This window comes from Streptomyces yamdrokensis, from assembly GCF_053890455.1.
Map to the genome: position 1 here is coordinate 2,037,987 of NZ_CM132679.1, position 22,133 is coordinate 2,060,119.

Consider the following 22,133-nt stretch of genomic DNA (forward strand, 5'->3'; position numbering starts at 1 on the left):
AGAACGCGGTCCCTGCCGTCCTCGCAGATGAGGACGTACGCCGGGGCCGCGTCGGCTTTCACGGGGCCCGAATCTCGGCTTCATGTCCGTTTGACCGGCGGGTCACGCCCTGGTAACACCAATCAGTGACCCTGGAATCACACCACGTACTTCCCGTACCCGAAGATGTTTCGAGGGAGACCTCCACCATGCAGGCCGCGCCCGTCCGTGCCACCGCCATCCCGTCCTTCGGCACCGCCCTGCGCGCCGTCGAGTCGCTCCTGATGAGCGGCGGCCAGCGCACCGCCCGCCGTAACGCCTGGACCTCCGTGCTGGAGGACCGCCGTCGCGCCAAGGACCGGGTCGAGGCGCAGCGCGTGCTCGACCAGTCCCCGACCGTCATCAGCCTCTGACCCCTCTGCCGTCGCACGGCACCGGCCGGCACCCGCCTGCCGCCTTCCCGTCCCCCGCCCGGCCCCTCACGGACACTGCCGTCGTCCTCGCCCCTGGGGACACGTAGACTTCACCGCATGGCGAGGAAGGAAACCGCAGCGGACGCTGCGAACCCCGGGCGGCTGAAGCAGATCGCCCTGACCTACAAGATGACCCGCAGGGCCGACAAAAAGATCGGTCTTGTACTCGCGGCTGTCGGAATCGTCACCTTCGGTGTCTTCCTCGCGATCGGTTTCTTGATCGGTCACCCCATCTATCTCGGCATCCTGGGCTTCCTGCTCGCCTTCCTCGCGATGGCGATCGTTTTCGGGCGCAGGGCCGAGCGGGCGGCCTTCGGGCAGATGGAGGGACAGCCGGGCGCTGCCGCGGCCGTACTGGACAACGTCGGCCGAGGCTGGAGCACGACTCCCGCCGTGGCGATGAACCGCAACCAGGACGTGGTGCACCGCGCGGTCGGCAAGGCCGGCATCGTGCTGATCGCCGAGGGCAACCCGAACCGGGTGAAGAGCCTGCTCGCCGCCGAGAAGCGGCGGATGAACCGCATCGTCGCGGACGTCCCGGTGCACGACATGGTCGTGGGCACGGGTGAGGGCCAGGTCGAGCTGAAGAAGCTGCGCACGACCATGCTCAAGCTGCCCCGCGTGCTCACGGGCCCGCAGGTCACCGCGACCAACGACCGACTGCGCGCCCTCGGCGATCTGATGAGCAACATGCCCCTCCCCAAGGGCCCGATGCCCAAGGGCATGAAGCTCCCGAAGGGCGGCCCGAAGACCCGCTGAGGCGGGCCCCGTATACGGCGCTCGTACGACGGAGGAGGGGCACCCGGAATGATTCCGGGTGCCCCTCCTCCGTCGTACGAGCGCCGTGGTGGCCGGTGTCTCAGACACGTACCTCGACCGTGCGGGCGAGCCGGTCGTGCAGGCCTCGGCCGTCGCGGTCCCAGATCAGGGCGGGGACGGCCAGGCAGAGCAGCGCCGAGCGGACCAGGCCGCGCACCGGCTGGACCCGGCCGCTGCCGACGGCGACGACGCGCAGGCCGAAGAGCCGCTTCCCGGGGGTGAACCCGACCGTGCCGACGGTGAGGACGCTCAGGACGAGGAACACCAGGAGCGCCCAGTTGCTGGTCGTCTGCCCGTCGTAGCCGTCGGTGATGAGGCCGTATGCGATCAGGACGCACAGTGCCCAGTCGACGGCCAGGGCGCCGATCCTGCGCCCCGGACGGGCGATGGAGCCCGGTCCGTCCTCCGGCAGCCCCAGCTGCTCGCCCCGGTACCCGAAGTCGGCGCCGGCGTCTTCCATGGCCGCGCGCGGCCCGGAGAGCCACGATCCGATTGCCTGCCTGTTGTCCACCCGACCACGGTACTGCGCTCCCGCACGGCCGGCGGAGGGCGGGGTGGACCGGGGAGGAACCGGGGAGGGACCGGGGCCGGCCGAGGAGGACGACGATGCGACGGCGGAACGTCACCGGGCTACCGTGAGAGATGGGCCGGTTAACTTGTGCGAAACAAATGGGTCACGCCCGAGAAACCACCCGTCCCTAGGGTCGAGGGCAGCGTGGGCCGCCCGCACTGGCCGCACGAACGATCTACCACCCCGGCGGGACGGCCGGGGGTAGGAGGAGCTGGATGTTCCAGAACGCCGACGAGGCCAAGAAGTTCATCGCGGACGAGGACGTCAAGTTCGTCGACGTCCGCTTCTGCGACCTCCCGGGCGTGATGCAGCACTTCACGGTGCCTGTTGAGGCGTTCGACCCCGATGAGGAACTGGCCTTCGACGGATCCTCGATCCGCGGTTTCCAGGCCATCCACGAGTCCGACATGGCGCTGCGCGCGGACCTGACGACCGCCAGGGTCGACCCGTTCCGCCGTGACAAGACGCTGAACGTCAACTTCTTCATCCACGACCCGATCACGGGCGAGCAGTACTCCCGCGACCCGCGCAACGTCGCCAAGAAGGCCGAGGCCTACCTCGCCTCCACCGGCATCGCGGACACCGCCTTCTTCGGTCCCGAGGCCGAGTTCTACGTGTTCGACAGCGTGCGCTTCAGCACCTCGGCGAACGAGTCCTTCTACCACATCGACTCCGAGGCGGGCGCCTGGAACACCGGTGCGCTGGAGGACAACCGCGGCTACAAGGTCCGCTACAAGGGCGGCTACTTCCCGGTCCCGCCGGTCGACCACTTCGCCGACCTGCGCGCCGAGATCTCCCTGGAGCTGGACCGGGCCGGCCTGAAGGTCGAGCGCCAGCACCACGAGGTGGGCACGGCCGGCCAGGCCGAGATCAACTACAAGTTCAACACCCTGCTCGCGGCCGCCGACGACCTGCAGCTCTTCAAGTACATCGTGAAGAACGTCGCCTGGCGCAACGGCAAGACCGCGACCTTCATGCCGAAGCCGATCTTCGGTGACAACGGCTCGGGCATGCACGTCCACCAGTCGCTGTGGACGGGCGGCTCCCCGCTGTTCTACGACGAGCAGGGCTACGCCGGCCTGTCGGACATGGCCCGCTACTACATCGGCGGCATCCTCAAGCACGCCCCGTCGCTGCTGGCCTTCACCAACCCGACGGTGAACTCGTACCACCGCCTGGTACCGGGCTTCGAGGCCCCGGTGAACCTGGTGTACTCGCAGCGCAACCGTTCCGCCGCGATGCGCATCCCGATCACCGGCTCGAACCCGAAGGCCAAGCGCGTCGAGTTCCGTGCCCCGGACGCCTCCGGCAACCCGTACCTGGCGTTCTCGGCGCTGCTGCTCGCGGGCCTGGACGGCATCAAGAACAAGATCGAGCCGGCCGAGCCGATCGACAAGGACCTCTACGAGCTGGCCCCCGAGGAGCACGCGGGCGTGGCGCAGGTCCCGACCTCGCTCGGCGCCGTCCTCGACCGCCTCGAGGCCGACCACGAGTTCCTCCTCCAGGGCGACGTCTTCACGCCTGACCTGATCGAGACGTGGATCGACCTGAAGCGCACGACCGAGATCGCCCCGCTGGCCCTGCGCCCGCACCCGCACGAGTTCGAGCTCTACTTCGACGTGTAAACGGCGGCGGCCGGGCGCCCACCGCCCGGCCGCTTCTCCGCCCGCACGCCGGAAACACTACGAGGGCCGCTCCCCGCCTGCCGGGGTGGCGGCCCTCGTTGTCCCGTCCGGGCTCAGTGCGCCCGCCGCGAGAAGAAGTGCGGCCGTCTCCGTGTGGTGTCCGTTCCTGGCCCACTCGAGGGGCGAGCGGCCCTCGCCGTCGTCCTCGCGGAGACCGGGGTCGGCGCCATGGGCGAGGAGGTGGCGTACCACGTCGGCATGGCCCCATGCGGCGGCCGCGCACAGAGGGGTGCCGTCCGTCTCGTCACGGCTTTCCGCGTTCGGAAGAGCCCCTGCGTCCAGCAGGCAGGCGACGATCTCCGTGGCCCCGCGGACGGCGGCCGCGTACAGCGGGACGGTGCCGTCGGCGTTGGCTCCACCGGGGTCGGCGCCTGCTCGCACGAGGGCTCGCACCGTGTCGGCCTCTGCGAACATCGCCGCCTCGACCAGCCGCCCGGAGAGCTTCTTCCGCTTTCGTCTGTTCACCGGGGCGAGCGTATGCGTCCGCGGCCGTGCACGGCGGCGACCGGAGGTGCCGGAGTGTGTCCGGAAGGCACTTTCCCCTGCGGGCCCCGCGAGGGATGATTGAAGCTGACACTGTTGTTCGAGAGAGGTCACGGGGATGCCCGAGAGGAACGACGAGGAGCGGGAGTTCGACATCAAGTGGGCGGACACGGCCGAGCTCAAGGAGCCGTCGGCCCGCGCCCGCATGCTCGCCGCGCGCTGGAAGGACAACCCTCCCGGCCCGGTCCCGTTCCGCGGTGAACCCGAGCACAGGGCGTCCCGCCGCTCGTCGTCGTCCTGGGTCTCCACCGTCGTGGTCCTCGGCTGCGTCGCCGCAGTGATCGTTTTCCTCGGCTACATCGACTTCCGCCCGTACTGATCGCAGAGCGGCCGGGCGCCCCCGGGAATCGGGAGCGCCCGGCGCCTTTCGGGGACCGGCTCAGCGGTTGTAGCGCATGAAGGCCCGGACCATGCGGCAGGTCGTCTCCGACGGGGGGTGCACACCGATCAGGTGGGCCGCGCCGCGGATCGTCTCGTCGCGGGCCTGGTCGGGAAGGTAGACGCCGGAGTCGAGCAGGGCGATGGCGAGCCTCATCGCCTTGAGGCGGCGGTTGTGCGTCACGTACCACTCCCGCGGGCGGCCCGGCGGCAGCGGTCGCTTCGCCACGGGCGCGCAGGGCGTTTCGAGCGGTACGGCACGCTTCGCTGTGGACTGGGTGGGCATCGGCTTGAGTGCGGCAGCGGGCACAGGCATCCTCCTGTCGCGGTCAGGGTGCCCACCGGGATCCACGCCGGCCCCGGCAACACCCTCGAACACTGCTCCTAGTTTACCGCCCGGCACCGACATTCGGGGAACCTGAAGCAGCCATCGAACGCCCAGGTGAGGCGGTGGATCACGACCGTGGAGCATCTGGTTCGAAGGGGGTGCGTGAGGGCGGTGAGAAATCGAACAGAACCGGGCCGGGCGTACCGTGGGCGGATGGAGATCTGGATCAATCCGGCCTGTTCCAAGTGCCGCAGCGCCGTCAGCCTGCTGGACGCCGAGGGTGCCGACTACACCGTCCGCCGTTATCTGGAGGACGTACCGGGCCCGGACGAGATCAGAGAGGTGCTGGAGCGGCTCGGTCTTGAGCCGTGGGACATCACCCGCACCCGGGAGGCCGCCGCCGAGGAGCTCGGGCTCGAGCAGTGGCCCCGGGACGACGGGTCGCGCGAGCGCTGGATCGCGGCGCTCTCCGAACATCCCCGGCTGATCCAGCGTCCGATCATCACCGCCGAGGACGGTACGGCGGTCGTGGCCCGCACCGACGAGGCGGTACGGGACGCCCTGTCCCGCTGAACACCGGCCCCTTGTGACGCAGGCCACTTCGGAGAGTCGGCCGGACCGCTGAGCAACTCCGTTCGGGATCTCGTACATAGCGGCGTACGCTCCCCTACCGCTCAGGAGGCGCGCATGTCGCGCAGGAGAACGCTCGGTCCCAAGAAGAAGCTCGCGCTGCTGGTGAGCGCGGTGACGGTGGCCGGTGGCGGTGCCTTCGTCATGGCGAGTACGTCGAACGCCTCCCAGACGCCCACCACCAAGTCGGCGGCCGGTTCGACCGTCTGCCAGGGCCTCGCCACCGCGCTCGGCAACAACCAGAAGTTCATCGAGGGCCAGCGGGCCAGTCCCGACGCCCAGTCCGGGGCGCGGATCGCCAACCGCGAGGCGGTCATCGCCGAGATCGAGCTCAAGCAGGAGGCGTCCGGGTGCACGGTTGGGGAGTCGGCTCAGGACTCCCAGCCCGCACAGCCCGAGGAGCCCGCACAGCCCGCCCCGGACGAGCAGGCCGGCGGGGACGACGCCGTTCAGAGTCCGGGCGGTGACGGCGCCGCCGCCTCCGGTGAGCAGGTGTGCAACGGCTCCACGGTCACCCTCTCCGGCGAGGACGGGGCCCCGGCGGCGTCCAGCAACCTGTTCCCGGCCGGGACGCGGCTCAAGGTCACCAACCTGGACAACGACAAGTCCACGACCGTCGAGGTCACCGGGGTGTCCGGCAGCTGCGTCCTGCTCAACGACGCGGCCTTCGAACAGGTCCGGGAGCCCGGCAAGTTCCTGATCCGCCGGGCACTCATAGAGAAGGTGGGCTGACACCCGCGGAAACGCCCACAGGAGCCCCCTGCGGTGCGGACCATGTTCGGGGGGCGGGGCGTGCCACGGCGCGCCCCGGCCCGGTCGCACCCGGGGTGGGAGCCCTCCCCTGCTCGACCGCCGTCGGGAGCGGGGGAGGGCTCCCTGTCGTGTACGGCCCCGTCGCGTGGTCCCGTCGGCCACGAGTCGCGCCCGCCACGCCGTGCTCACAGCGCGGTCCGGGACACAACGGTCGCCGGTAACACGAGGTTCACATTCGGGCAATGGCCGGGAAACCGCCTGTTGACAGGCTGCGTGTCATCGCGAGCGGGGCGCCCCGGCACCCCGCTGCCGGCGTGGCGCAACGCCGCAGCGTGCAGCACCCGCACATGCGCCCCGACCCGCCCCGAAGGAAGTGGACCGTGAGCTTCAAGGCTGAGTACATCTGGATCGACGGCACGGAACCGACGGCCAAGCTGCGTTCCAAGACCAAGATCCTGGCGGACTCCGAGAAGACGACCGCGGTCGCCGGGCTGCCCGTCTGGGGTTTCGACGGGTCGTCCACCAACCAGGCCGAGGGCCACGCCTCGGACCGCGTGCTGAAGCCGGTCTTCGTCTGCCCCGACCCCATCCGCGGCGGTGACGACGTCCTGGTCCTGTGCGAGGTCCTGAACACGGACATGACGCCGCACGAGTCCAACACCCGGGCCGCGCTGACCGAGGTGGCCGAGCGGTTCGCCGCGCAGGAGCCGGTCTTCGGCATCGAGCAGGAGTACACCTTCTTCAAGGGCGCCCGCCCGCTCGGCTTCCCCGAGGGCGGCTTCCCGGCCGCGCAGGGCGGCTACTATTGCGGTGTCGGCTCGGACGAGATCTTCGGCCGTGACGTCGTCGAGGCGCACCTGGAGAACTGCCTGAAGGCGGGCCTGGGCATCTCCGGCATCAACGCCGAGGTCATGCCGGGCCAGTGGGAGTTCCAGGTCGGCCCGCTGGCGCCGCTGGAGGTCTCCGACCAGCTGTGGGTGGCCCGCTGGCTGCTCTACCGCACCGCCGAGGACTTCGGCGTCTCCGCCACCCTGGACCCCAAGCCGGTCAAGGGCGACTGGAACGGCGCGGGCGCGCACACCAACTTCTCCACCAAGGCGATGCGCGAGGGCTATGCCGCGATCATCACCGCGTGCGAGTCGCTCGGTGAGGGCTCCAAGCCGCTCGACCACGTCAAGAACTACGGCGCCGGCATCGACGACCGTCTCACCGGCCTGCACGAGACCGCGCCGTGGAACGAGTACTCCTACGGTGTCTCCGACCGCGGCGCCTCGGTGCGCATCCCGTGGCAGGTCGAGAGGGACGGCAGGGGCTACATCGAGGACCGCCGTCCGAACGCCAACGTCGACCCGTACCTGGTGACGCGTCTGATGGTCGACACGTGCTGCACCGCGCTGGAGAAGGCCGGCCAGGTCTGAGCCGTCCCACGGCTCGGCATCCGCCTGTGGAGCGAGGGGCACCCGTCGAACGGGTGCCCCTCGCTTCGTCGCCGAACCCCGGTCCTCTGCCCTCGGCAGATCCCTGTTCCCTCGCCCCGCCCGCTCCGGCAGAGTCCGGCGTATGAGACTTCTGGTGCTGGGTGGTACGGAGTTCGCGGGACGGGCCGTCGTCGAGGCGGCGCTGGGGCGGGGCTGGGAGGTGACCGTCTTCCACCGGGGGCGGCACGCGGCCGCGGTGGGCGTGCGGTCGCTGCTGGGCGACCGCACGGCCGTCGGCGGTCTGGCCGCCCTGGACGAGTCGGACGACACGTGGGACGTCGTCGTCGACACCTGGTCGGCCGCCCCGCGTGCCGTTTGGGACACGGCGCGGCTGTTGCGGGGCCGCGCCGGACGGTACGTGTACGTGTCGAGCCGTTCGGTGTACGCGTGGCCCGCGCCCGCCGGAGCCACCGAGGCGGCCCCGGTCGTGGCCGACGCCCACGCCCACGCCGGTCACACCGACTACGCGCGGGACAAGCGGGGCGGCGAACTGGCCGTCGTGGACGCCTTCGGCGCGGACCGGTCGGTGCTGGCGCGGGCGGGGCTGATCCTCGGCCCGTACGAGAACGTCGGCCGGCTGCCCTGGTGGCTGAACCGGATGGCACGCGGCGGCCCGGTCCTCGCGCCGGGGCCGCGTGACCTGCCCCTCCAGTACGTCGACGTCCGCGACCTCGCCGAGTGGATCCTCGGGGCGGCCGAACAGGGGATCAGCGGACCCTACAACCTGACCGGCCCGCAGGGGCACGCCACGATGGGCACGCTGCTGGAGGCCTGCGCGGAGGCGACCGGGGGCACGGCCGAGCTGCGGTGGACCGGGCCGGAGGTGATCCTCGAGGCCGGCATCGAACCGTGGACGCAGCTGCCGGTCTGGGTGCCGCCGGGCGGCGAGATGCACGACGCCCTGCACGCCGGTGACGTCTCCCGGGCGCTCGCGGCGGGGCTGCGTTGCCGTCCCGTCGGCGAGACCGTCGCCGACACCTGGCGCTGGCTGCGGGGTCTCGACGGGAGCGCGCCCCAGCGCAGGGACCGGACGGCCAAGGGGCTCGACCCGAGGACGGAGGCGAAGGTACTCGCCGCGGCCGACGGGGCGTGACGGGACGGAGGCCGCGGAGCCGGGGAAGGGACGCCGAGGTGTAGGTAACACCACCCCCCGACCGGGGGGTTCGGCCCCGTGACCCGGATGCGGCGCTCGGCCAGACTGACGTCATGACCACTGACCCCGTGCCCACGGACCACACGAGCGGTGACGCGACGCCCCCGGACCCCGCGCGTACGGACCCCGCGCGTACGGACCCCGCGCGTACGGGCGGCACGAGCGCGAACACGCGTACCGGCAGCGGGCGCGCCAGGCACACCAAAGGCCTTCTGAGGGGGGCGTCGCGAGGGCTGGTGCTGGCGCTGGTGTCGCTCCCGCTGTCGGTGACGGCCTTCACCCTGACCCTGATGTCGCTCGCGCTGATCCCGGCCGGCGTCGGCGTCGTCACCACGCCGTACGTGCTGAACCGGGCCCGGACCTACGCGAACTGGCGACGGGTGCTGGCCGCCGAGTGGGGCGGGGTGCGCATTCCGCCCGCGTACCGGCCGGTGCCGAGGGGCGCCGGCCCGTGGGAGCGCACCTCCGTGATGCTGCGCGACCCGGCGACCTGGCGGGAGCTTCTGTGGCTCCCGGTCGACATGAGCGCGGGGTTCGCCACCGCGGTGATGCCGGCCGCGCTGTTGCTGTACCCGCTGGAGGGCATCGCGCTCGCCCTCGGACTGTGGCGGATCATGCCGGACCCGTACTGGTACGGCTTCGTCCCCGTCGGCGACCAGGCGTCCGCGCTCGGCGCCGGGGTGCTGGCCCTCGGTCTGGTCTTCGTCGCCCATTTCCTCGCCCCGTCGGTGCTGAACGCCCATTACCGGCTCACCCGCGCCGTCCTCTCCCCCGGAGCGGGTCGACTGGAGGAGCGGGTACGGGTGCTGACCGAGACGCGACGCGACGCGGTGGACACCTCCGCGGCCGAACTGCGGCGCATCGAGCGGGATCTGCACGACGGGGCGCAGGCCCGGCTGGTCGCGATGGGCATGGATCTGGGGACCATCGAGGTACTGCTCGACAAGGACCCGGACAAGGCACGGGAGCTGATCGCGCAGGCCCGCAAGTCGTCGGTGGAGGCGCTGTCGGAGCTGCGTGAGCTGGTGCGCGGCATCCATCCGCCGGTGCTGGCCGAACGCGGTCTGGGCGACGCGGTGCGGGCGTTGGCGCTGCGGCTCCCGGTGGCGACCGAGGTGAGCGTGGACCTGCCGGGGCGGGCCGGGGCGCCGGTGGAGTCTGCCGCGTACTTCGCCGTCAGCGAGGTGCTCACCAACGCGGTGAAGTACGCGGAGGCCGACCGGATCTGGGTGGACCTCCACCATGCGGACGGGTGTCTGCGGGCGAGCGTCACCGACAACGGCAGGGGCGGCGCGGCGATCGGGGCCGGCTCGGGGCTGACCGGGGTGGAGCGGCGGCTGGGTACATTCGACGGCGTCCTGGCCGTCAGCTCTCCCGTGGGCGGCCCCACCATGGTCACCATGGAGATCCCTTGCGAGTTGTCCTAGCCGAAGACCTGTTCCTGCTGCGCGACGGACTGGTCCGGCTCCTTGAGGCCCATGACTTCGAGATCGCCGCGGCCGTGGAGTCCGGGCCCGAACTGGCCAGGGCCTTAGCCGAGTTGAAACCGGACGTCGCCGTGGTCGACGTACGCCTGCCGCCGACGCACACCGACGAGGGGCTGCAGTGCGCGCTGGAGGCGCGGCGCCGGCGGCCCGGGCTGCCGGTGCTGGTGCTGTCGCAGCACGTCGAGCAGTTGTACGCGCGGGAGTTGCTGGCCGACGGCAGCGGTGCGGTGGGCTATCTGCTCAAGGACCGGGTCTTCGACGCGGAGCAGTTCGTGGACGCCGTACGGCGGGTGGCCGGCGGCGGTACGGCCATGGATCCGCAGGTGATCCAGCAGCTGCTGGCGCGGAGATCGGGCGACGACCGGCCGCTGGCGCGGCTGACGCCCAGGGAGCGGGAGGTGCTGGAGCAGATGGCGCAGGGCCGGTCCAACGCGGCGATCGCCGGCAAGCTGGTGGTGACGGAACGGGCCGTCGCCAAGCACACCGCCAACATCTTCGCCAAACTGGGCCTGGAGGTATCGGACGACGACAACCGGCGCGTGCTGGCGGTTCTCGCCCATCTCGACCGTGGCCGGTGAAAGCCGACTCGCCGCACCTCGCCGGGAACTCCCTCCCACCCGTCGCGGTCGATCCGCAACTCCTCGTGTGCCAGGGACTGTTGAAACCAGAGTGGCGTACGAACTTCTCATCAATTTCCGAGACGGGTGAACACCCCCGGGGCGGCTCCCGTACTCAAGGGAGCCGCTCCGCTTCTGTTGGGCGATTCGACACCCGCAAGGAGGTACTCCCCAACGAAGTCAGAGGAGTTCCGTGACTCCACCCACCGCTGAGGCGGCGGGCTTCCAACCCGAGGGTTGCGGTCCAGCCCGAACCGACCCCTTTTGCGGGGCAAAGGAAAATTACCAGAGCACAGGGAAGCGATTCCCCCCTTGGCCGAGGCCGAGGACCCCTTGCTAGGAGACTGATGGGACGCAATACAAGAAAACGCCGTATGCCGTTGGCCACCAAGGCCGTGGCCGCATCGGCGGCCCTGGCGCTCGGTGGGGGCGGGCTGGTCTGGGCCAACTTCTACGCCTCGGCACATGAGAAGCAGCCTGGAAGGGACCGGACGAAGTCCACGGCCGCCCAGGTCGCGACGATCAAGTGCCCGGACGTCGGTCAGCAGCTGACGGATGTGCCGAGGAACGCGCGCAAGAGGGTCGCCAAGGAGCTGGCGCTGCTCGACCGGCAGATCACGGATGCCTACACGCGTCTCGCGGAGACGCGTCAGGCCCAGGCGGGAGACACCAGGTACGTCGACAACGCCATCCTGGGACCGCTGAAGTCCAAGCGGGTGGCCACCCTGGACCGGATCAACATCAACATCAACCGCTCGGGCGGAAAGGCGCCGCAGGGCCTCGACGGGTTGGCCGGGTGCGAGGGCGTGCCTGCCGACCAGCCGGACGCCGGCAACGGCGGCGGCCAGGGCGACGGCGGCCAGGACCAGGGTCAGGACGGCGGCGGCCAGGACGACGGGCAGGACCAGGGCAACGGCGGTCAGGCCGACAACGGCCCCGTCGCCGACGACTTCATCGACATCGAGGACGTCCAGCCGAACTCCCGCAACCTGCCGAACGGTCTGGCCGCGAACGGCGACGGCGGTTCCACGGGCAGCTTCACCACCGAGTGCGGCACCAACGAGAACGAGCTCCGCAACTCGGACAACGTGATCGTCGCTCCCGGTGTCAGCAACGGTGCGCAGCACCAGCACGACTACGTCGGCAACCAGGCCAACACCGCCTTCGCGAGCGACGAGGACCTGGCAGGCGGCGAGACGACCTGCCAGAACCAGGGTGACCGGTCGTCGTACTTCTGGCCGGTCCTGCGGATCCAGGACGGCACGCAGGACATCGACCAGGGCCAGCCCGGCGGCGGTCAGGACGGCAACGTCGGCAAGATCGTCGAACCCAGCCAGGCGGAGCTGAAGTTCGTCGGCAACCGCACGAGCGACGTCGTCGCGATGCCGACGGCCCTGCGCATCATCACCGGTGACGCCAAGGCCTTCACCAACGGCCTGAACAACGCCAACACCGCCTGGAGCTGCACCGGCTTCGAGGACCGGCAGGTGACGGACAAGTACCCGATCTGCCCCGAGGGCAGCAGCGTGGTCCGGACGTCCGCCTTCCAGAGCTGCTGGGACGGCCAGAACATCGACAGCGCCAACCACCGCACGCACGTCGACTTCGTCGAGGCGGACGGCAGCTGCTCGAACGGCTTCCAGGCCATCCCCCAGCTCCAGGTCCGTCTGGTCTACGACCTCCCGGCCGTGCAGATCGACAACGGCCAGGTCGTGAACCCGTTCGCGGTGGACTCCTTCCCGGACCAGCTGCACAAGCCGATCACCGACCACAACGACTTCATCAACTTCTTCGACGAGAACCTGATGAACGAGATGGTCGGCTGCATCAACAGCGGCCAGGACTGCCAGTAGTCCCGGACAGCAGTCCCGGAGCGACGGGAAGCCGGCGGTGGGAGAGATCCCACCGCCGGCTTCCCGCTCTGCCGGGAGCCTCGAGGTCAGCCGTGGTGACCGCTGTTGTGACTGCCACCGGGGTTCATGTGCTCGGACCCTTCCTCCATGGTCCCGCCGAGCGTGGTCTGCAGCGCCGTGACCGTCTTCTCCTCGCCCACGGCGACCCACTTGCGGCCGACCAGGTAGTAGCCGCCGTAGTCCTTCGCCCCGTTCAGCCACTCGCGCTGGCCGCGGTCGGTGGCGAAGGTGGCGAGGACGTACTTCTCCTCGCCCGTCCTGCAGATGGCCTGGCGGATGGTGTCGGCGTCGGTCTGCATGTCCGGCTCGCACTTCGCCTCGGCGGCCAGGTGTTCCAGGCTGCCGGTGGCCGTGACGGGCGCCCCGCTCTTCCCGTCGCCGTCGTTCCCCCCGCCACCGGACCCGCAGCCCGCCAGTGCCAGTACCGCCACCGCGCCGGTCAGCGCGAGCCTCGGTCGGGTCAGCCTCATGAGTTCCTCCGGTCCTTCCGGCGACATGCCGCACGGAGCCCCGGCGAGGGGCTCTTCGCCTTCGATACGGCTCCGGGAGCCGGAGTGCTCAACCGGTGACCTACGGAGGCATCGCTCGTTCTGACTGACGTGCAGTCACAGCATGCCGCCAAGCGGCCCCCGGCCCGCTCCCCCGACGGCCCGCTCGTCGACGTCCGTCAGGCCGAGGCCGCTCTCGTCGAGCACTATCCGCGGCTCGTGCGGCTCGCGTACCTGATGCTGCCGCCGGAGCCGGGCGCCGGGGGCAGGCGGGTGCTGACCGCGCACGCCCTGGTCCAGCGCGCGCTGCCCCGCGGCCGCACCGCGGCACCCGCGATCCCCGCCCAGGCCGTCCGGGCCACCCGGCCCGCGCGGGCCGTCGGCCCGGACGGTGACCCCGGGTACGCGCTGGTCCGGCTCCAGGTGGTGCGTACGGCGCTGCGGGCGAGCCCGTCGCACCGTACGGCCGTGCGGCGGCGCGGGGCCCGGCGCAAGCGGGCCGGGCTGCCCGCCCTGCCGCCGCCGCTGCCCCAGGTGTGGGGGCTGCGCCTGCTCCCGCGGTCCGGCGGCGCCGACGAACTCGCCCTGGAGCAGCGGCTGTCCGCCCTGCCCGGCCCCGTCCGCGCCGCCCATGTGCTGCGTGCTCTGGAGCGGCTTGCGGACGCCGACGTCCGTACGCTGCTCACGGAGGCGGGCGTGGCCGACGCGGCGGGGGCGCTGCGCGAGGCCGACCGGGTGCCGGCCGAGTACCGGCTGCTCGGCTCCCCCGCGTTCGACCCCTGCTCCCTCCAGGCCCGGCCCACCGATCTGGTGCGCCGCCGCCGGCGGCTGAAGGCCGTACTGGCCGCCGGGGCCGCGCTCGTCGTCTGCGGCGCGCTGTTCGGGCTGCCGGAGGACGGCTGGGGCCCCGACGGTGCCGCCGCGCCGCCGTACGCGCTGAACCGGGCCGCGCGGGCCGCCCTGGACCCGGGGAAGCTGACCCGGGTCTCCCCCGCCGCCTGGAAGACCTCCGCGCGCACCGACTTCTCCGTGTGGCCGGCCCGCGGCCACCTGGCCGGTGACGCGGGCCTGCTGCGCCGGGCCCTCGCCGTGTGGGCCCGGCCCGGCGAGCGGGTGCGGGTGTCGGCGACGCCGGACACCCCGTCCGGGGGTCCGGCCGGTCCGCCCCAACTGCTCTACGCCGGGACGGTCGACAACGCGCGCGTGGTGATCCTCCACGACGGTCTGCGCATCGCCAGGTACGCCGAGCCCGTGGACGGCACCGAGGGCGCCGCCCTCGACCTCGCCCGGGCCGACGGCGCGGACCGGGCCGGGGCGGGTGCGCTGGTGCTGGGCCGGACCGACAACAACGTCCGCTACCTGACGGCACCCTGGGTGCGTGCGGCCGGTGCGCGGGACCTGCGCGAGCCCGGCGCGGACACGGCGGACCTCGCGCTCACCGACGGCGTGACCTCTCCGCTGGCCGGTGCGGCCCCGAAGCCCGGTTCGTGCACCTCGTGGAACGTGCTGGAGCTGACCGACGACACCGGCACCCGGCTGGTGACCGACCTCGGCGAGCTGGTCCCGGCCGCGCTGACCGCGGGGCGGCCCGGGAGGACCGGTGAGGTGGCCGGCGAGAAGGCGCTGCGCACCTGGGCGCCGTTCGCCTGCTCGCTGGCCTCGATGCGCTCGGCGGGCGTACGGAGCGTGAACGCGTGGGCGTTCGCCGAGCAGCCGCTGCCGGACGCGAGCGGGGCCGCGGCCTGGGTGTGCACGCGGGCCGAGACCTGGCGGGGCGGCGGCACCCGGACGCAGGCGCAGTTCCACACGCCGGGCGGGCCGTCCGGGGCGGTGGCGGCCCAGGCCGAGGACGTGCCGCAGTGCGGGGAGCGCGAGCCGCGGGTGCTGGCCGGGGTGCTGTGGAAGTCCGGTGCGGGCACCTGGTACCTGCTGGCCGCCGGCAGCCGCGGCACGACGTCGGTCACCGCGACGGGCGGTGTCGAGGGCACCGCGCAGGGAAACCTGCTGACCGTCGAGGCCGAACAGGGCGCCCGGGCCGACCTCGAGGGAACCCTGGAGAACGGGGACCGGGTCACCGGGCTCCGCTGACCGGATGCGGGCCGGCCGGCAGCCCGGATGACCACCGCGGTCCGGTGCGGACCGGTCACGGCCGGATTCGATCGGTAGGCTGTGTGTATGACTACCGGGGTGCGCCGCAGAATGGGAGTCGAGGAACGACGGCAGCAGTTGATCGGCGTCGCCCTCGAACTGTTCAGCCGTCGCTCGCCCGACGACGTCTCCATCGACGAGATCGCGGCGGCGGCCGGCATCTCGCGACCCCTGGTGTACCACTACTTCCCCGGCAAACTCAGCCTCTACGAAGCCGCGTTGAGGCGAGCGGCGGACGATCTGGCGTCACGGTTCGTGGAGCCGCGCGAGGGCCCGCTGGGGGCGCGGCTGCTGCGGGTCATGGGCCGGTACTTCGACTTCGTCGACGAGCACGGGCCCGGTTTCTCCGCCCTGATGCGTGGTGGCCCGGCGGTTGGTTCCTCAACCACCAACGCGCTGATCGACTCCGTACGGCAGGCGGCGTACGAACAGATTCTGTCGCACATGGGCGCGGTCGACCCGTCCCCGCGGCTGGAGCTGGTGGTGCGGTCCTGGATCTCGCTCGCCGAGTCGACGGCTCTGATCTGGCTGGACGGCCGCCGCATACCGCGGGACGAGCTGGAGGCCCAGCTGGTGCACGACTTCGCCGCGCTCTGTGCCGTCGCCGCGGCCCACGACGAGGAGTTGGGCGGGCTGCTGCGCGACCTGCTGGGGGACGAGCCGGGCGACGGGCCGTTCGCCGACCTGGCCGCCCGGCTCATCGCGCTGGCCCGCTGAGGCGGACCTCCACCTGCTGTGCCGGCTCCGTCTACTGCGCCGGCTCCACGAACTTGCGGTACGACGCGTCGAGGTCGCCTACCTCGGCGGAGGCGTGCAGGGTCAGGCCGCCGACCGGCCGCACATGCCGGCGCACCAGTTCCAGGACGGCCTCGGTGAGCCGCGCCTTGGTCTCCTCGGTCCGTCCGGGGAGCAGGCCGATGTGGACGTGTACGAGGGCGTGGTCCTCTGCCTGCTCGTGGCCGATGAAGACGTCGTCGGTCGGACGGAACCGGGTCTTGCACGCCGGGAGCTTCGCCGCCGCGATCTCCACCACGGTGCTGTGCAGGTCCCGGACGAAGGCGGGCCAGTCGTACGCGAAGCCGTGCTTCAGCTGTGCGGAGTGGTCGACGGTGATCTGCGGCATGGGTGAGCCCTCCGGTTCCGGGTCGGAGGGCTCACCCTAGCTTCTGCGCCGGCGCGCCCGGGGCGTCAGCCGGCCGCGGTGAACACCGCGACCGAGCGGGCCGGGACGGTGAAGGTGCCGGTGTCCGCCGCGTAGGACGAGGTCTTCACCACCGCGTCCGAGCCCGCCGCCTGCACCGGGTGCAGCCGGTGGTCCGTGCCGGCGAGGGCGGCGACGCGCTGCTCCCGCTTCTGCGGCGTCGCGTTGAAGACGACGACCAGGTCACCGAGGCGCATGGTGATCACGCCGGGTGTCTCGTCCTTCCCGGACAGTGGGAAGGACAGCGCGGACTGCACCTGCCCCGCGGTGTCGAGGGAGAAGGCCTTCTCCGTCGTACGGATCTTCAGCAGGTCCCGGTAGGCGGCCGAGGCGCCGTCGATCTGCGGGCAGCCGACCCGCACCGCGCCCAGCAGGGGCTTCGCGTGGGGCCACTTGTCGGCGTTGTCGGCGGCCGGCGGCAGACCGCGGCCGAAGCCGTTGCCGTCGGCGCAGTTCCAGTGGATGGCGTTGAACCAGTCGCCGCTGTCGTAGGAGTTGCGGTCCAGGGACTTGGAGCGCAGCAGGTCGGTGCCGGCCTGGGAGAGCGCCGGGCCCTGGGAGAGGGCGGCGGTCGCCATGGCGAGGACCTGCATGCGGGCCCGGTCGTCGGCGCCGGCGGTCGTCGGCAGCTTGAAAGCGAGCGCGTCGAACAGGGACTCGTTGTCGTGGGCGTCGGCGTAGGCGAGGGCGTCGCCGGGGGCGTGGGCGTATCCGGCCGGTGCGCCGTTGTAGTCGACCTGGGAACCCTTGACCTCCTTGCCGTCGGTGTCGGTGAAGCGGTACTCGGCGAGGTTTCCGCTCAGACCGACCTTGATCAGGTCCTGGTAGTGCAGGAGCCGGGCCTTCTGTTCGGCCTCGGTGCCGTTGCCGTCCGAGGAGTTGGGGTCGGTGTACAGGCCGGAGGCGAAGCCCTGGACGCCGGGGTCCTCGTCGAAGGGGCCGCCGCCGCGGACGGCGTCACGGGCCCGGTCGGAGAAGGTGGCGATGCCGGTGCCGGCCATGTTCTTCTGCGTGGCCTGTTCGAAGCGGGCGTCGTCGGCGATTTCGCCGAAGTTCCAGCCCTCGCCGTACAGGATGATCTTCTTGCCGTCGACGCCGTCCTTCGCGGGGGTGAGCGCGTCGAGGGCCTTGCGGACGGCGAGGATGTTGGCCTTCGGGTGGTGGCCCATGAGGTCGAAGCGGAAGCCGTCGACCTTGTACTCCCTGGCCCAGGTGACGACCGAGTCGACGACGAGCTTGCCCATCATGGCGTTCTCGGGCGCCGTGTTCGCGCAGCAGGTGCTGTCGGCGACCGAACCGTCGGCGAGGAGCCGCTGGTAGTAGCCGGGCACGATCCGGTCCAGGACACTGGTGCCCGCCTGGCCACTGGCCGCGGTGTGGTTGTAGACGACGTCCATGACGACGCGCAGGCCGTCCTCGTTGAGCGCCCTGACCATCTTCCGGAACTCGACCGTGCGGGCCGTGCCGTCCGGGTCACTGGCGTAGGAGCCCTCGGGGACCGTGTAGTGGTACGGGTCGTAGCCCCAGTTGTAGGCGTCCTTCGCGGCGGCCTTCGCCACGCACTCCTGCTGCTTCTCGGAGTCGGCCGGGTAGGAGGCGAGATCGCAGTCGACGGTCGCCCGGTCGGACTTCTTCTCGGGGATGGTCGCGATGTCGAAGGCGGGCAGCAGGTGCACGTACGAGGTGCCGGCCTTCGCCAGCTTCCGCAGGTGCTTCGAGCCGTCGCTGTCCTTGTCGGTGAAGGCGAGGTAGGTGCCGGGCTGCTTCGCCGTGCGGTCCTCGACGGAGAAGTCGCGGATGTGCAGCTCCTGGATCTGGGCGTCCTTGAGGGGGACGGCCTTCGGCTTGTCCAGGCCGGACCAGCCCCTGGGGGCGAGGTCGCGGTCGCCGAGGTCGACGACGAGGCTGCGCGCGGAGTCGGTGGTCAGGGCGACGGAGTAGGGGTCGGTGACCTTGTTGGTGACGAGCCGGCGGGTGCTGGGCGCCCACACCTTCACGGCGTACCGGTAGGGCTTGCCCTTCCAGGACTTCGGGCCGGTGACGGACCAGACGCCGGTGGCGTCGTCGCGCTTCATGCGGGCGGTGGAGCCGCCGATCTCCAGCGAGACGTTCTGCGCGGTCGGCGCCCACACGGACAGCGTGGGCCGGCCGTGCCAAAACGTCGGACCGAGCTCCGCCTTCGTCGCGCCGGCCGCGTACAGGTCGTCGAGGACGCCAGCGATCTGCACGCCGGTCGCCGCGAGGACCGCTCCGTTGGTTGCGCGCCGGGAGGCGACGACCTGGCCGCGCAGGGCCTCGCGCACGCGGTCCCGGTCGCGCGGGTCGACCGTGTGGGCGGTGCCGTCCCTGAGATGCGGGAACTTCGCCTTCTGCGCGTCGGTCAGGTCGGCCGGGAGCAGCCGGATCACGCGCGTGTCGTCACCGAGGACGAGCGTGCCGTCCCGCGCCTCGATCGAGCCGCTGCGGGAGGCGAGCAGCTGGGTGGAGGCGGCGCCCGCGGAGCCGTCCCAGACGACGGTGTCCCGGTCGATCCAGACCGCCTTCGAGGTGGCCGGGTCGACGGCGGCGGCCGAGCCGGGCGGCTGCGGCAGCAGGTACTTCTCCTCGCCGCTCAACAGCCACACCTCGTGGCCGTTCGCCTTGAGGTCGAGCGACCGGTCGGAGGGGAGGTCCTTCTCGTCGCCCTTGTGGATGATGTAGCTGAGGCTGGTGGCACCCTCGGTGAGCGGTACCTCGAAGACCGCGCCATAGGAATCAGTCTTCACCGGCTCCAGGGGGTTCGACCAGTCGGTGGGCTCGGCGGCGCCGGTCCACACGTGCAGGCCCCAGCCGTCGTAGTCGCCGTCCGCGCGCTGGTAGTGCAGCACCGCCTTGCTCTTGTCCTGCGCCGGGTACTCGGGGCGTTCGGTGGTGACGGTCTCCTCGCCCTGCTCGATCCAGATCTCGCCGTTCTCCGTGACGTCGATCGTGCGGTCGGTGGAGACGTCCTTGTTGCCGTCCTTGTCGACGACGAGGAATTCGACGGTGGAGGCGCCGGGCTTGAGCTTGACGTACGCGAAGGCGCCGTAGGCGTCACGGCCGGTGAACGGGTGGCTCCCCGGCCACTCGGTGGCCTCGCCCTCGGCGAGGTCGCCCCAGGCGTACAGGCCCCAGTCGTCGTAGTCGCCGTCGGCGCGCTTGTAGTGGACGATCGCGTGGTCGCGGGAGCCCGCGGTGGGCGGTTCCTCGACGGGCGGAGTGCCGGTGGAGGAGGCCGCCAGGGCGCTCGCGGTGCGGCCGGCGGAGTCGATCGCGACGGCCTTGTAGCGCAGGGCGGTGCCGGCGCGGACGTCGTCGCCGATGGTGTGGGTGACCTTGTGGGGGGCGTGGTCGGAGGAGCCGAGGGTGCGCCACTTGCCGTTGCCGGTCTGGGCGGCGAAGACGACGCGGTTGAGCTGTCCGCCCTCGACGTCGGCGGTGAGCTCGACGGTGCCGGTGGCTCCGGCCTCCGGGGCCTTGAGGGTGACCGTGGGCTTCGCGGCGGGCTTGGCGAGCCTGCCCGCCGCCTTGAGGACGATCGCCGAGCCGGCCGGGACGGTGACGGTGATCTTCCGGTCGGCGCCGCTGGTGACGGAGGCGTCGGTGCCGTGGATGCCGCGGAAGGTCATCCTGGCCGAGTTCGTGGCGAAGGTCGCCTTCTTGGCCTCGTCGGTGTTGTTGAAGGCGACCACGTACTCGGTGGTGTCCTGGCCGGTGCGGGTGCCGGTCCCGGTGCGGGAGAAGGCGTGGACGCCGGGGCCGTCGGCCGCGTACCGCTCCTGCTGCACACCGTCGGTGAGGGCGGGGTGCGCCTTGCGGAGCTTGGCGAGGGCGCTGATCTGCCGGTAGAGGGGGGCCTTCGTGTCGTAGGTGTCCTCGGCGTGGGTGCGGTCGGTGCCGATGAGGTCGTCGTCGAGGTAGTCGGCGGTGCGGGAGGCGAACAGGGTCTGGCGGGCGTCCTTGTCGCCGCCGGCGCCGGTGAAGCCCTGCTCGTCGCCGTAGTAGACGACGGGGTTGCCGCGGCTGAGGAACATCAGCTCGTTGGCGAGCATGTCCTTCTTCAACAGGTCGGCGTCGGACGCCCCGGGGTTGTCCTGCTTCAGGAACGTTCCGACGCGGCCCATGTCGTGGTTGCCGAGGAAGGTGACCTGTTCGTAGGCGTTGGCCCGGTCGGTCGTGTACTTGTGGTCGTCGCCGAAGACGGACGCGAGCCGCTGCGCGCTGCCGCCCTGGGAGGCGTACTGGCGGGCCGCCTCCTGGAAGGGGAAGTCGAGGGTGGCGTCGAGGCGGCCCTCGGTCACGTAGGGGGCGGTGACGTCGGTGTCGGCGGAGTAGACCTCACCGAACATGAAGAAGTCGTCGCGCCCCTTCTTCGCCGCGTAGGCGTCCAGGGCGGTGGCCCACTGGGTCCAGAACTCCATGTTGACGTGCTTCACGGTGTCGATCCGGAAGCCGTCGATGTCGAAGTCCTTCACCCACCGCTGGTAGATCTTCTCCATGCCGTCGACGACCTCGGGACGCTCGGTCCACAGGTCGTCGAGCCCGGAGAAGTCGCCGTACTCGCCGGACTCGCCGGCGAAGGTGGAGTCGCCCCGGTTGTGGTACATCGTCGGGTCGTTGAGCCACGACGGGACCTTGACGTCCTTCTTCGCGGCGGGGACGACCGGGGTGCGGGGGAAGGAACCGGCGTCGACGCGCGGGAACTTCCGGGAGCCGTCGGCGTAGTCGGCGTCGTCGAAGGGCTTCCCGTCCTTGGTCAGGTAGGGGAAGGCGCCCTTGGAGAGGTAGTCGTAGGACTTCTCCTCGTAGTCGACGACGTCGGCGGTGTGGTTGGTGATGACGTCGAAGAAGACCTTCATGCCCTTGTCGTGGGCCTTGTCGATGAGGGTCTCGAGGTCCTTGTTGGTGCCGAAGTGCGGGTCGACCCGGGTGAAGTCGGTGATCCAGTAACCGTGGTAGCCGGCCGAGGCGTTCTCCCCCGTCCCCTGCACGGGCTGGTTCTCGAAGATGGGCGCCATCCAGAGGGCGGTGGTGCCGAGCCCCTTGATGTAGTCGAGCTTCTCGGTGAGGCCCTTGAGGTCGCCGCCCTGGTAGAAGCCCTTGTCGGTGGGGTCGTAGCCGGTGCTGAGCCGCGAACCGGTGAGCCCGCCCCGGTCGTTCTCCGCGTCCCCGTTGGCGAACCGGTCCGGCAGGACGAAGTAGAACTGCTCCCGGGTGAGATCGTGCCGCGCGGGGGCCTTCGCCAGCGTGGCGTCGGACGGGGGCTCGGGGGGTGCGGCGGCCTGAGCCGCCAGGGGCTGCACGAGGGTGGCGGCAAGGGCGGCGGCGAGTGCGGCCGCCGTCACGGCGGCCACCCGCCCGCCCTGCGCGGTGCGGCGCGCCGGGGGCGCGGGCCATCTGGGTATCACAGGCGTGAACTCCTTGCGACTACGGCTCATTGAGGGTCCGACCCCGCACCACGGCACGACCTG

General features: G+C 71.3%; 19 protein-coding genes. 13 read left to right on the forward strand and 6 right to left on the reverse strand.

The annotated features are described in order from the left end of the window. Positions 1–188: 188 nt before the first annotated feature. Together ACWZEH_RS08530 and ACWZEH_RS08535 are read left to right on the forward strand one after the other, a co-directional pair. Complete coding sequence (locus ACWZEH_RS08530; RefSeq protein WP_384021204.1) at positions 189–392, forward strand: SCO2195 family GlnR-regulated protein; 204 nt, start codon at positions 189–191, stop codon at positions 390–392. A 117-nt stretch (positions 393–509) separates the two neighbouring features. Beyond that, positions 510–1,211 (forward strand): DUF4191 domain-containing protein, encoded by a 702-nt coding sequence (locus ACWZEH_RS08535; RefSeq protein ID WP_456197085.1) that lies wholly within the window; start codon positions 510–512, stop codon positions 1,209–1,211. 100 nt (positions 1,212–1,311) lie between these two features. Here the strand turns inward: ACWZEH_RS08535 and ACWZEH_RS08540 are convergent, their stop codons facing one another. Further along, positions 1,312–1,782 (reverse strand): RDD family protein, encoded by a 471-nt coding sequence (locus ACWZEH_RS08540; protein ID WP_456197087.1) that lies wholly within the window; start codon positions 1,780–1,782, stop codon positions 1,312–1,314. A gap of 275 nt (positions 1,783–2,057) precedes the next feature. On the opposite strand from ACWZEH_RS08540, the gene glnA reads away from it, so the two are divergent. Then, complete coding sequence (gene glnA, locus ACWZEH_RS08545) at positions 2,058–3,467, forward strand: type I glutamate--ammonia ligase (RefSeq protein WP_456197089.1); 1,410 nt, start codon at positions 2,058–2,060, stop codon at positions 3,465–3,467. Positions 3,468–3,524: 57 nt separating this feature from the next. Here glnA and ACWZEH_RS08550 read toward each other — a convergent pair whose 3' ends face one another. Beyond that, positions 3,525–3,992: an ankyrin repeat domain-containing protein gene (locus ACWZEH_RS08550; protein ID WP_456197091.1), complete on the reverse strand. Its 468-nt coding sequence runs from the start codon at positions 3,990–3,992 to the stop codon at positions 3,525–3,527. 136 nt (positions 3,993–4,128) lie between these two features. Between ACWZEH_RS08550 and ACWZEH_RS08555 the strand changes: the two genes are divergently transcribed. After that, a complete protein-coding gene (locus tag ACWZEH_RS08555; RefSeq protein WP_456197093.1) occupies positions 4,129–4,389 on the forward strand; it encodes an SCO2583/SCO2584 N-terminal domain-containing protein in 261 nt (86 codons plus the stop codon). 60 nt (positions 4,390–4,449) lie between these two features. On the opposite strand, the gene ACWZEH_RS08560 is transcribed toward ACWZEH_RS08555, so the two are convergent. After that, positions 4,450–4,758: a hypothetical protein gene (locus ACWZEH_RS08560; RefSeq protein WP_456197095.1), complete on the reverse strand. Its 309-nt coding sequence runs from the start codon at positions 4,756–4,758 to the stop codon at positions 4,450–4,452. 231 nt (positions 4,759–4,989) lie between these two features. Between ACWZEH_RS08560 and ACWZEH_RS08565 the strand changes: the two genes are divergently transcribed. The 7 genes from ACWZEH_RS08565 to ACWZEH_RS08595 all read left to right on the forward strand — a co-directional run bounded on the left by ACWZEH_RS08565 (position 4,990) and on the right by ACWZEH_RS08595 (position 12,747). Further along, positions 4,990–5,349, forward strand: a complete 360-nt coding sequence (locus tag ACWZEH_RS08565) for an arsenate reductase family protein (RefSeq protein WP_456197097.1) — start codon at positions 4,990–4,992, stop codon at positions 5,347–5,349. 114 nt (positions 5,350–5,463) lie between these two features. Next, on the forward strand, positions 5,464–6,138 hold the full coding sequence (locus ACWZEH_RS08570; protein ID WP_456197098.1) for an RlpA-like double-psi beta-barrel domain-containing protein: 675 nt from the start codon (positions 5,464–5,466) through the stop codon (positions 6,136–6,138). 401 nt (positions 6,139–6,539) lie between these two features. After that, positions 6,540–7,577: a glutamine synthetase gene (glnII, locus tag ACWZEH_RS08575; protein WP_456197099.1), complete on the forward strand. Its 1,038-nt coding sequence runs from the start codon at positions 6,540–6,542 to the stop codon at positions 7,575–7,577. Between the two features lie 142 nt (positions 7,578–7,719). Then, positions 7,720–8,730, forward strand: coding sequence for an NAD-dependent epimerase/dehydratase family protein (locus ACWZEH_RS08580; protein ID WP_456197101.1), 1,011 nt, complete (start codon positions 7,720–7,722; stop codon positions 8,728–8,730). 113 nt (positions 8,731–8,843) lie between these two features. Beyond that, positions 8,844–10,217: a sensor histidine kinase gene (locus ACWZEH_RS08585; protein WP_456197103.1), complete on the forward strand. Its 1,374-nt coding sequence runs from the start codon at positions 8,844–8,846 to the stop codon at positions 10,215–10,217. Then, a complete protein-coding gene (locus ACWZEH_RS08590; protein ID WP_456197105.1) occupies positions 10,202–10,855 on the forward strand; it encodes a response regulator in 654 nt (217 codons plus the stop codon). The genes ACWZEH_RS08585 and ACWZEH_RS08590 overlap by 16 nt, the downstream gene beginning before the upstream one ends. A gap of 386 nt (positions 10,856–11,241) precedes the next feature. Continuing rightward, positions 11,242–12,747, forward strand: a complete 1,506-nt coding sequence (locus tag ACWZEH_RS08595; protein ID WP_456197107.1) for a DUF1996 domain-containing protein — start codon at positions 11,242–11,244, stop codon at positions 12,745–12,747. A gap of 86 nt (positions 12,748–12,833) precedes the next feature. Here ACWZEH_RS08595 and ACWZEH_RS08600 read toward each other — a convergent pair whose 3' ends face one another. Then, the gene (locus tag ACWZEH_RS08600; protein WP_456197109.1) at positions 12,834–13,277 is read right to left on the reverse strand and encodes a hypothetical protein; all 444 of its coding nucleotides are present in this window, start codon (positions 13,275–13,277) and stop codon (positions 12,834–12,836) included. A 129-nt stretch (positions 13,278–13,406) separates the two neighbouring features. On the opposite strand from ACWZEH_RS08600, the gene ACWZEH_RS08605 reads away from it, so the two are divergent. After that, positions 13,407–15,383, forward strand: a complete 1,977-nt coding sequence (locus ACWZEH_RS08605) for a hypothetical protein (protein WP_456197111.1) — start codon at positions 13,407–13,409, stop codon at positions 15,381–15,383. An 87-nt stretch (positions 15,384–15,470) separates the two neighbouring features. Continuing rightward, positions 15,471–16,160, forward strand: coding sequence for a TetR/AcrR family transcriptional regulator (locus ACWZEH_RS08610; RefSeq protein ID WP_456197113.1), 690 nt, complete (start codon positions 15,471–15,473; stop codon positions 16,158–16,160). A 31-nt stretch (positions 16,161–16,191) separates the two neighbouring features. Here ACWZEH_RS08610 and ACWZEH_RS08615 read toward each other — a convergent pair whose 3' ends face one another. Together ACWZEH_RS08615 and pulA are read right to left on the reverse strand one after the other, a co-directional pair. Beyond that, complete coding sequence (locus ACWZEH_RS08615; protein ID WP_456197115.1) at positions 16,192–16,566, reverse strand: 5-carboxymethyl-2-hydroxymuconate Delta-isomerase; 375 nt, start codon at positions 16,564–16,566, stop codon at positions 16,192–16,194. Positions 16,567–16,631: 65 nt separating this feature from the next. Further along, positions 16,632–22,070: a pullulanase-type alpha-1,6-glucosidase gene (gene pulA, locus ACWZEH_RS08620; protein WP_456197116.1), complete on the reverse strand. Its 5,439-nt coding sequence runs from the start codon at positions 22,068–22,070 to the stop codon at positions 16,632–16,634. Positions 22,071–22,133 lie beyond the last annotated feature (63 nt).

Excerpts from the sequence above, each read along its gene's own strand:
- ACWZEH_RS08530 (WP_384021204.1), top strand. The coding sequence starts at position 189 with ATGCAGGCCGCGCCCGTCCGTGCCACCGCCATCCCGTCCTTCGGCACC.
- ACWZEH_RS08535 (WP_456197085.1), top strand. The coding sequence starts at position 510 with ATGGCGAGGAAGGAAACCGCAGCGGACGCTGCGAACCCCGGGCGGCTG.
- glnA (WP_456197089.1), top strand. The coding sequence starts at position 2,058 with ATGTTCCAGAACGCCGACGAGGCCAAGAAGTTCATCGCGGACGAGGAC.
- ACWZEH_RS08555 (WP_456197093.1), top strand. The coding sequence starts at position 4,129 with ATGCCCGAGAGGAACGACGAGGAGCGGGAGTTCGACATCAAGTGGGCG.
- ACWZEH_RS08565 (WP_456197097.1), top strand. The coding sequence starts at position 4,990 with ATGGAGATCTGGATCAATCCGGCCTGTTCCAAGTGCCGCAGCGCCGTC.
- ACWZEH_RS08570 (WP_456197098.1), top strand. The coding sequence starts at position 5,464 with ATGTCGCGCAGGAGAACGCTCGGTCCCAAGAAGAAGCTCGCGCTGCTG.
- ACWZEH_RS08580 (WP_456197101.1), top strand. The coding sequence starts at position 7,720 with ATGAGACTTCTGGTGCTGGGTGGTACGGAGTTCGCGGGACGGGCCGTC.
- ACWZEH_RS08585 (WP_456197103.1), top strand. The coding sequence starts at position 8,844 with ATGACCACTGACCCCGTGCCCACGGACCACACGAGCGGTGACGCGACG.
- ACWZEH_RS08595 (WP_456197107.1), top strand. The coding sequence starts at position 11,242 with ATGGGACGCAATACAAGAAAACGCCGTATGCCGTTGGCCACCAAGGCC.
- ACWZEH_RS08600 (WP_456197109.1), bottom strand. The coding sequence starts at position 13,277 with ATGAGGCTGACCCGACCGAGGCTCGCGCTGACCGGCGCGGTGGCGGTA.
- ACWZEH_RS08610 (WP_456197113.1), top strand. The coding sequence starts at position 15,471 with ATGACTACCGGGGTGCGCCGCAGAATGGGAGTCGAGGAACGACGGCAG.
- ACWZEH_RS08615 (WP_456197115.1), bottom strand. The coding sequence starts at position 16,566 with ATGCCGCAGATCACCGTCGACCACTCCGCACAGCTGAAGCACGGCTTC.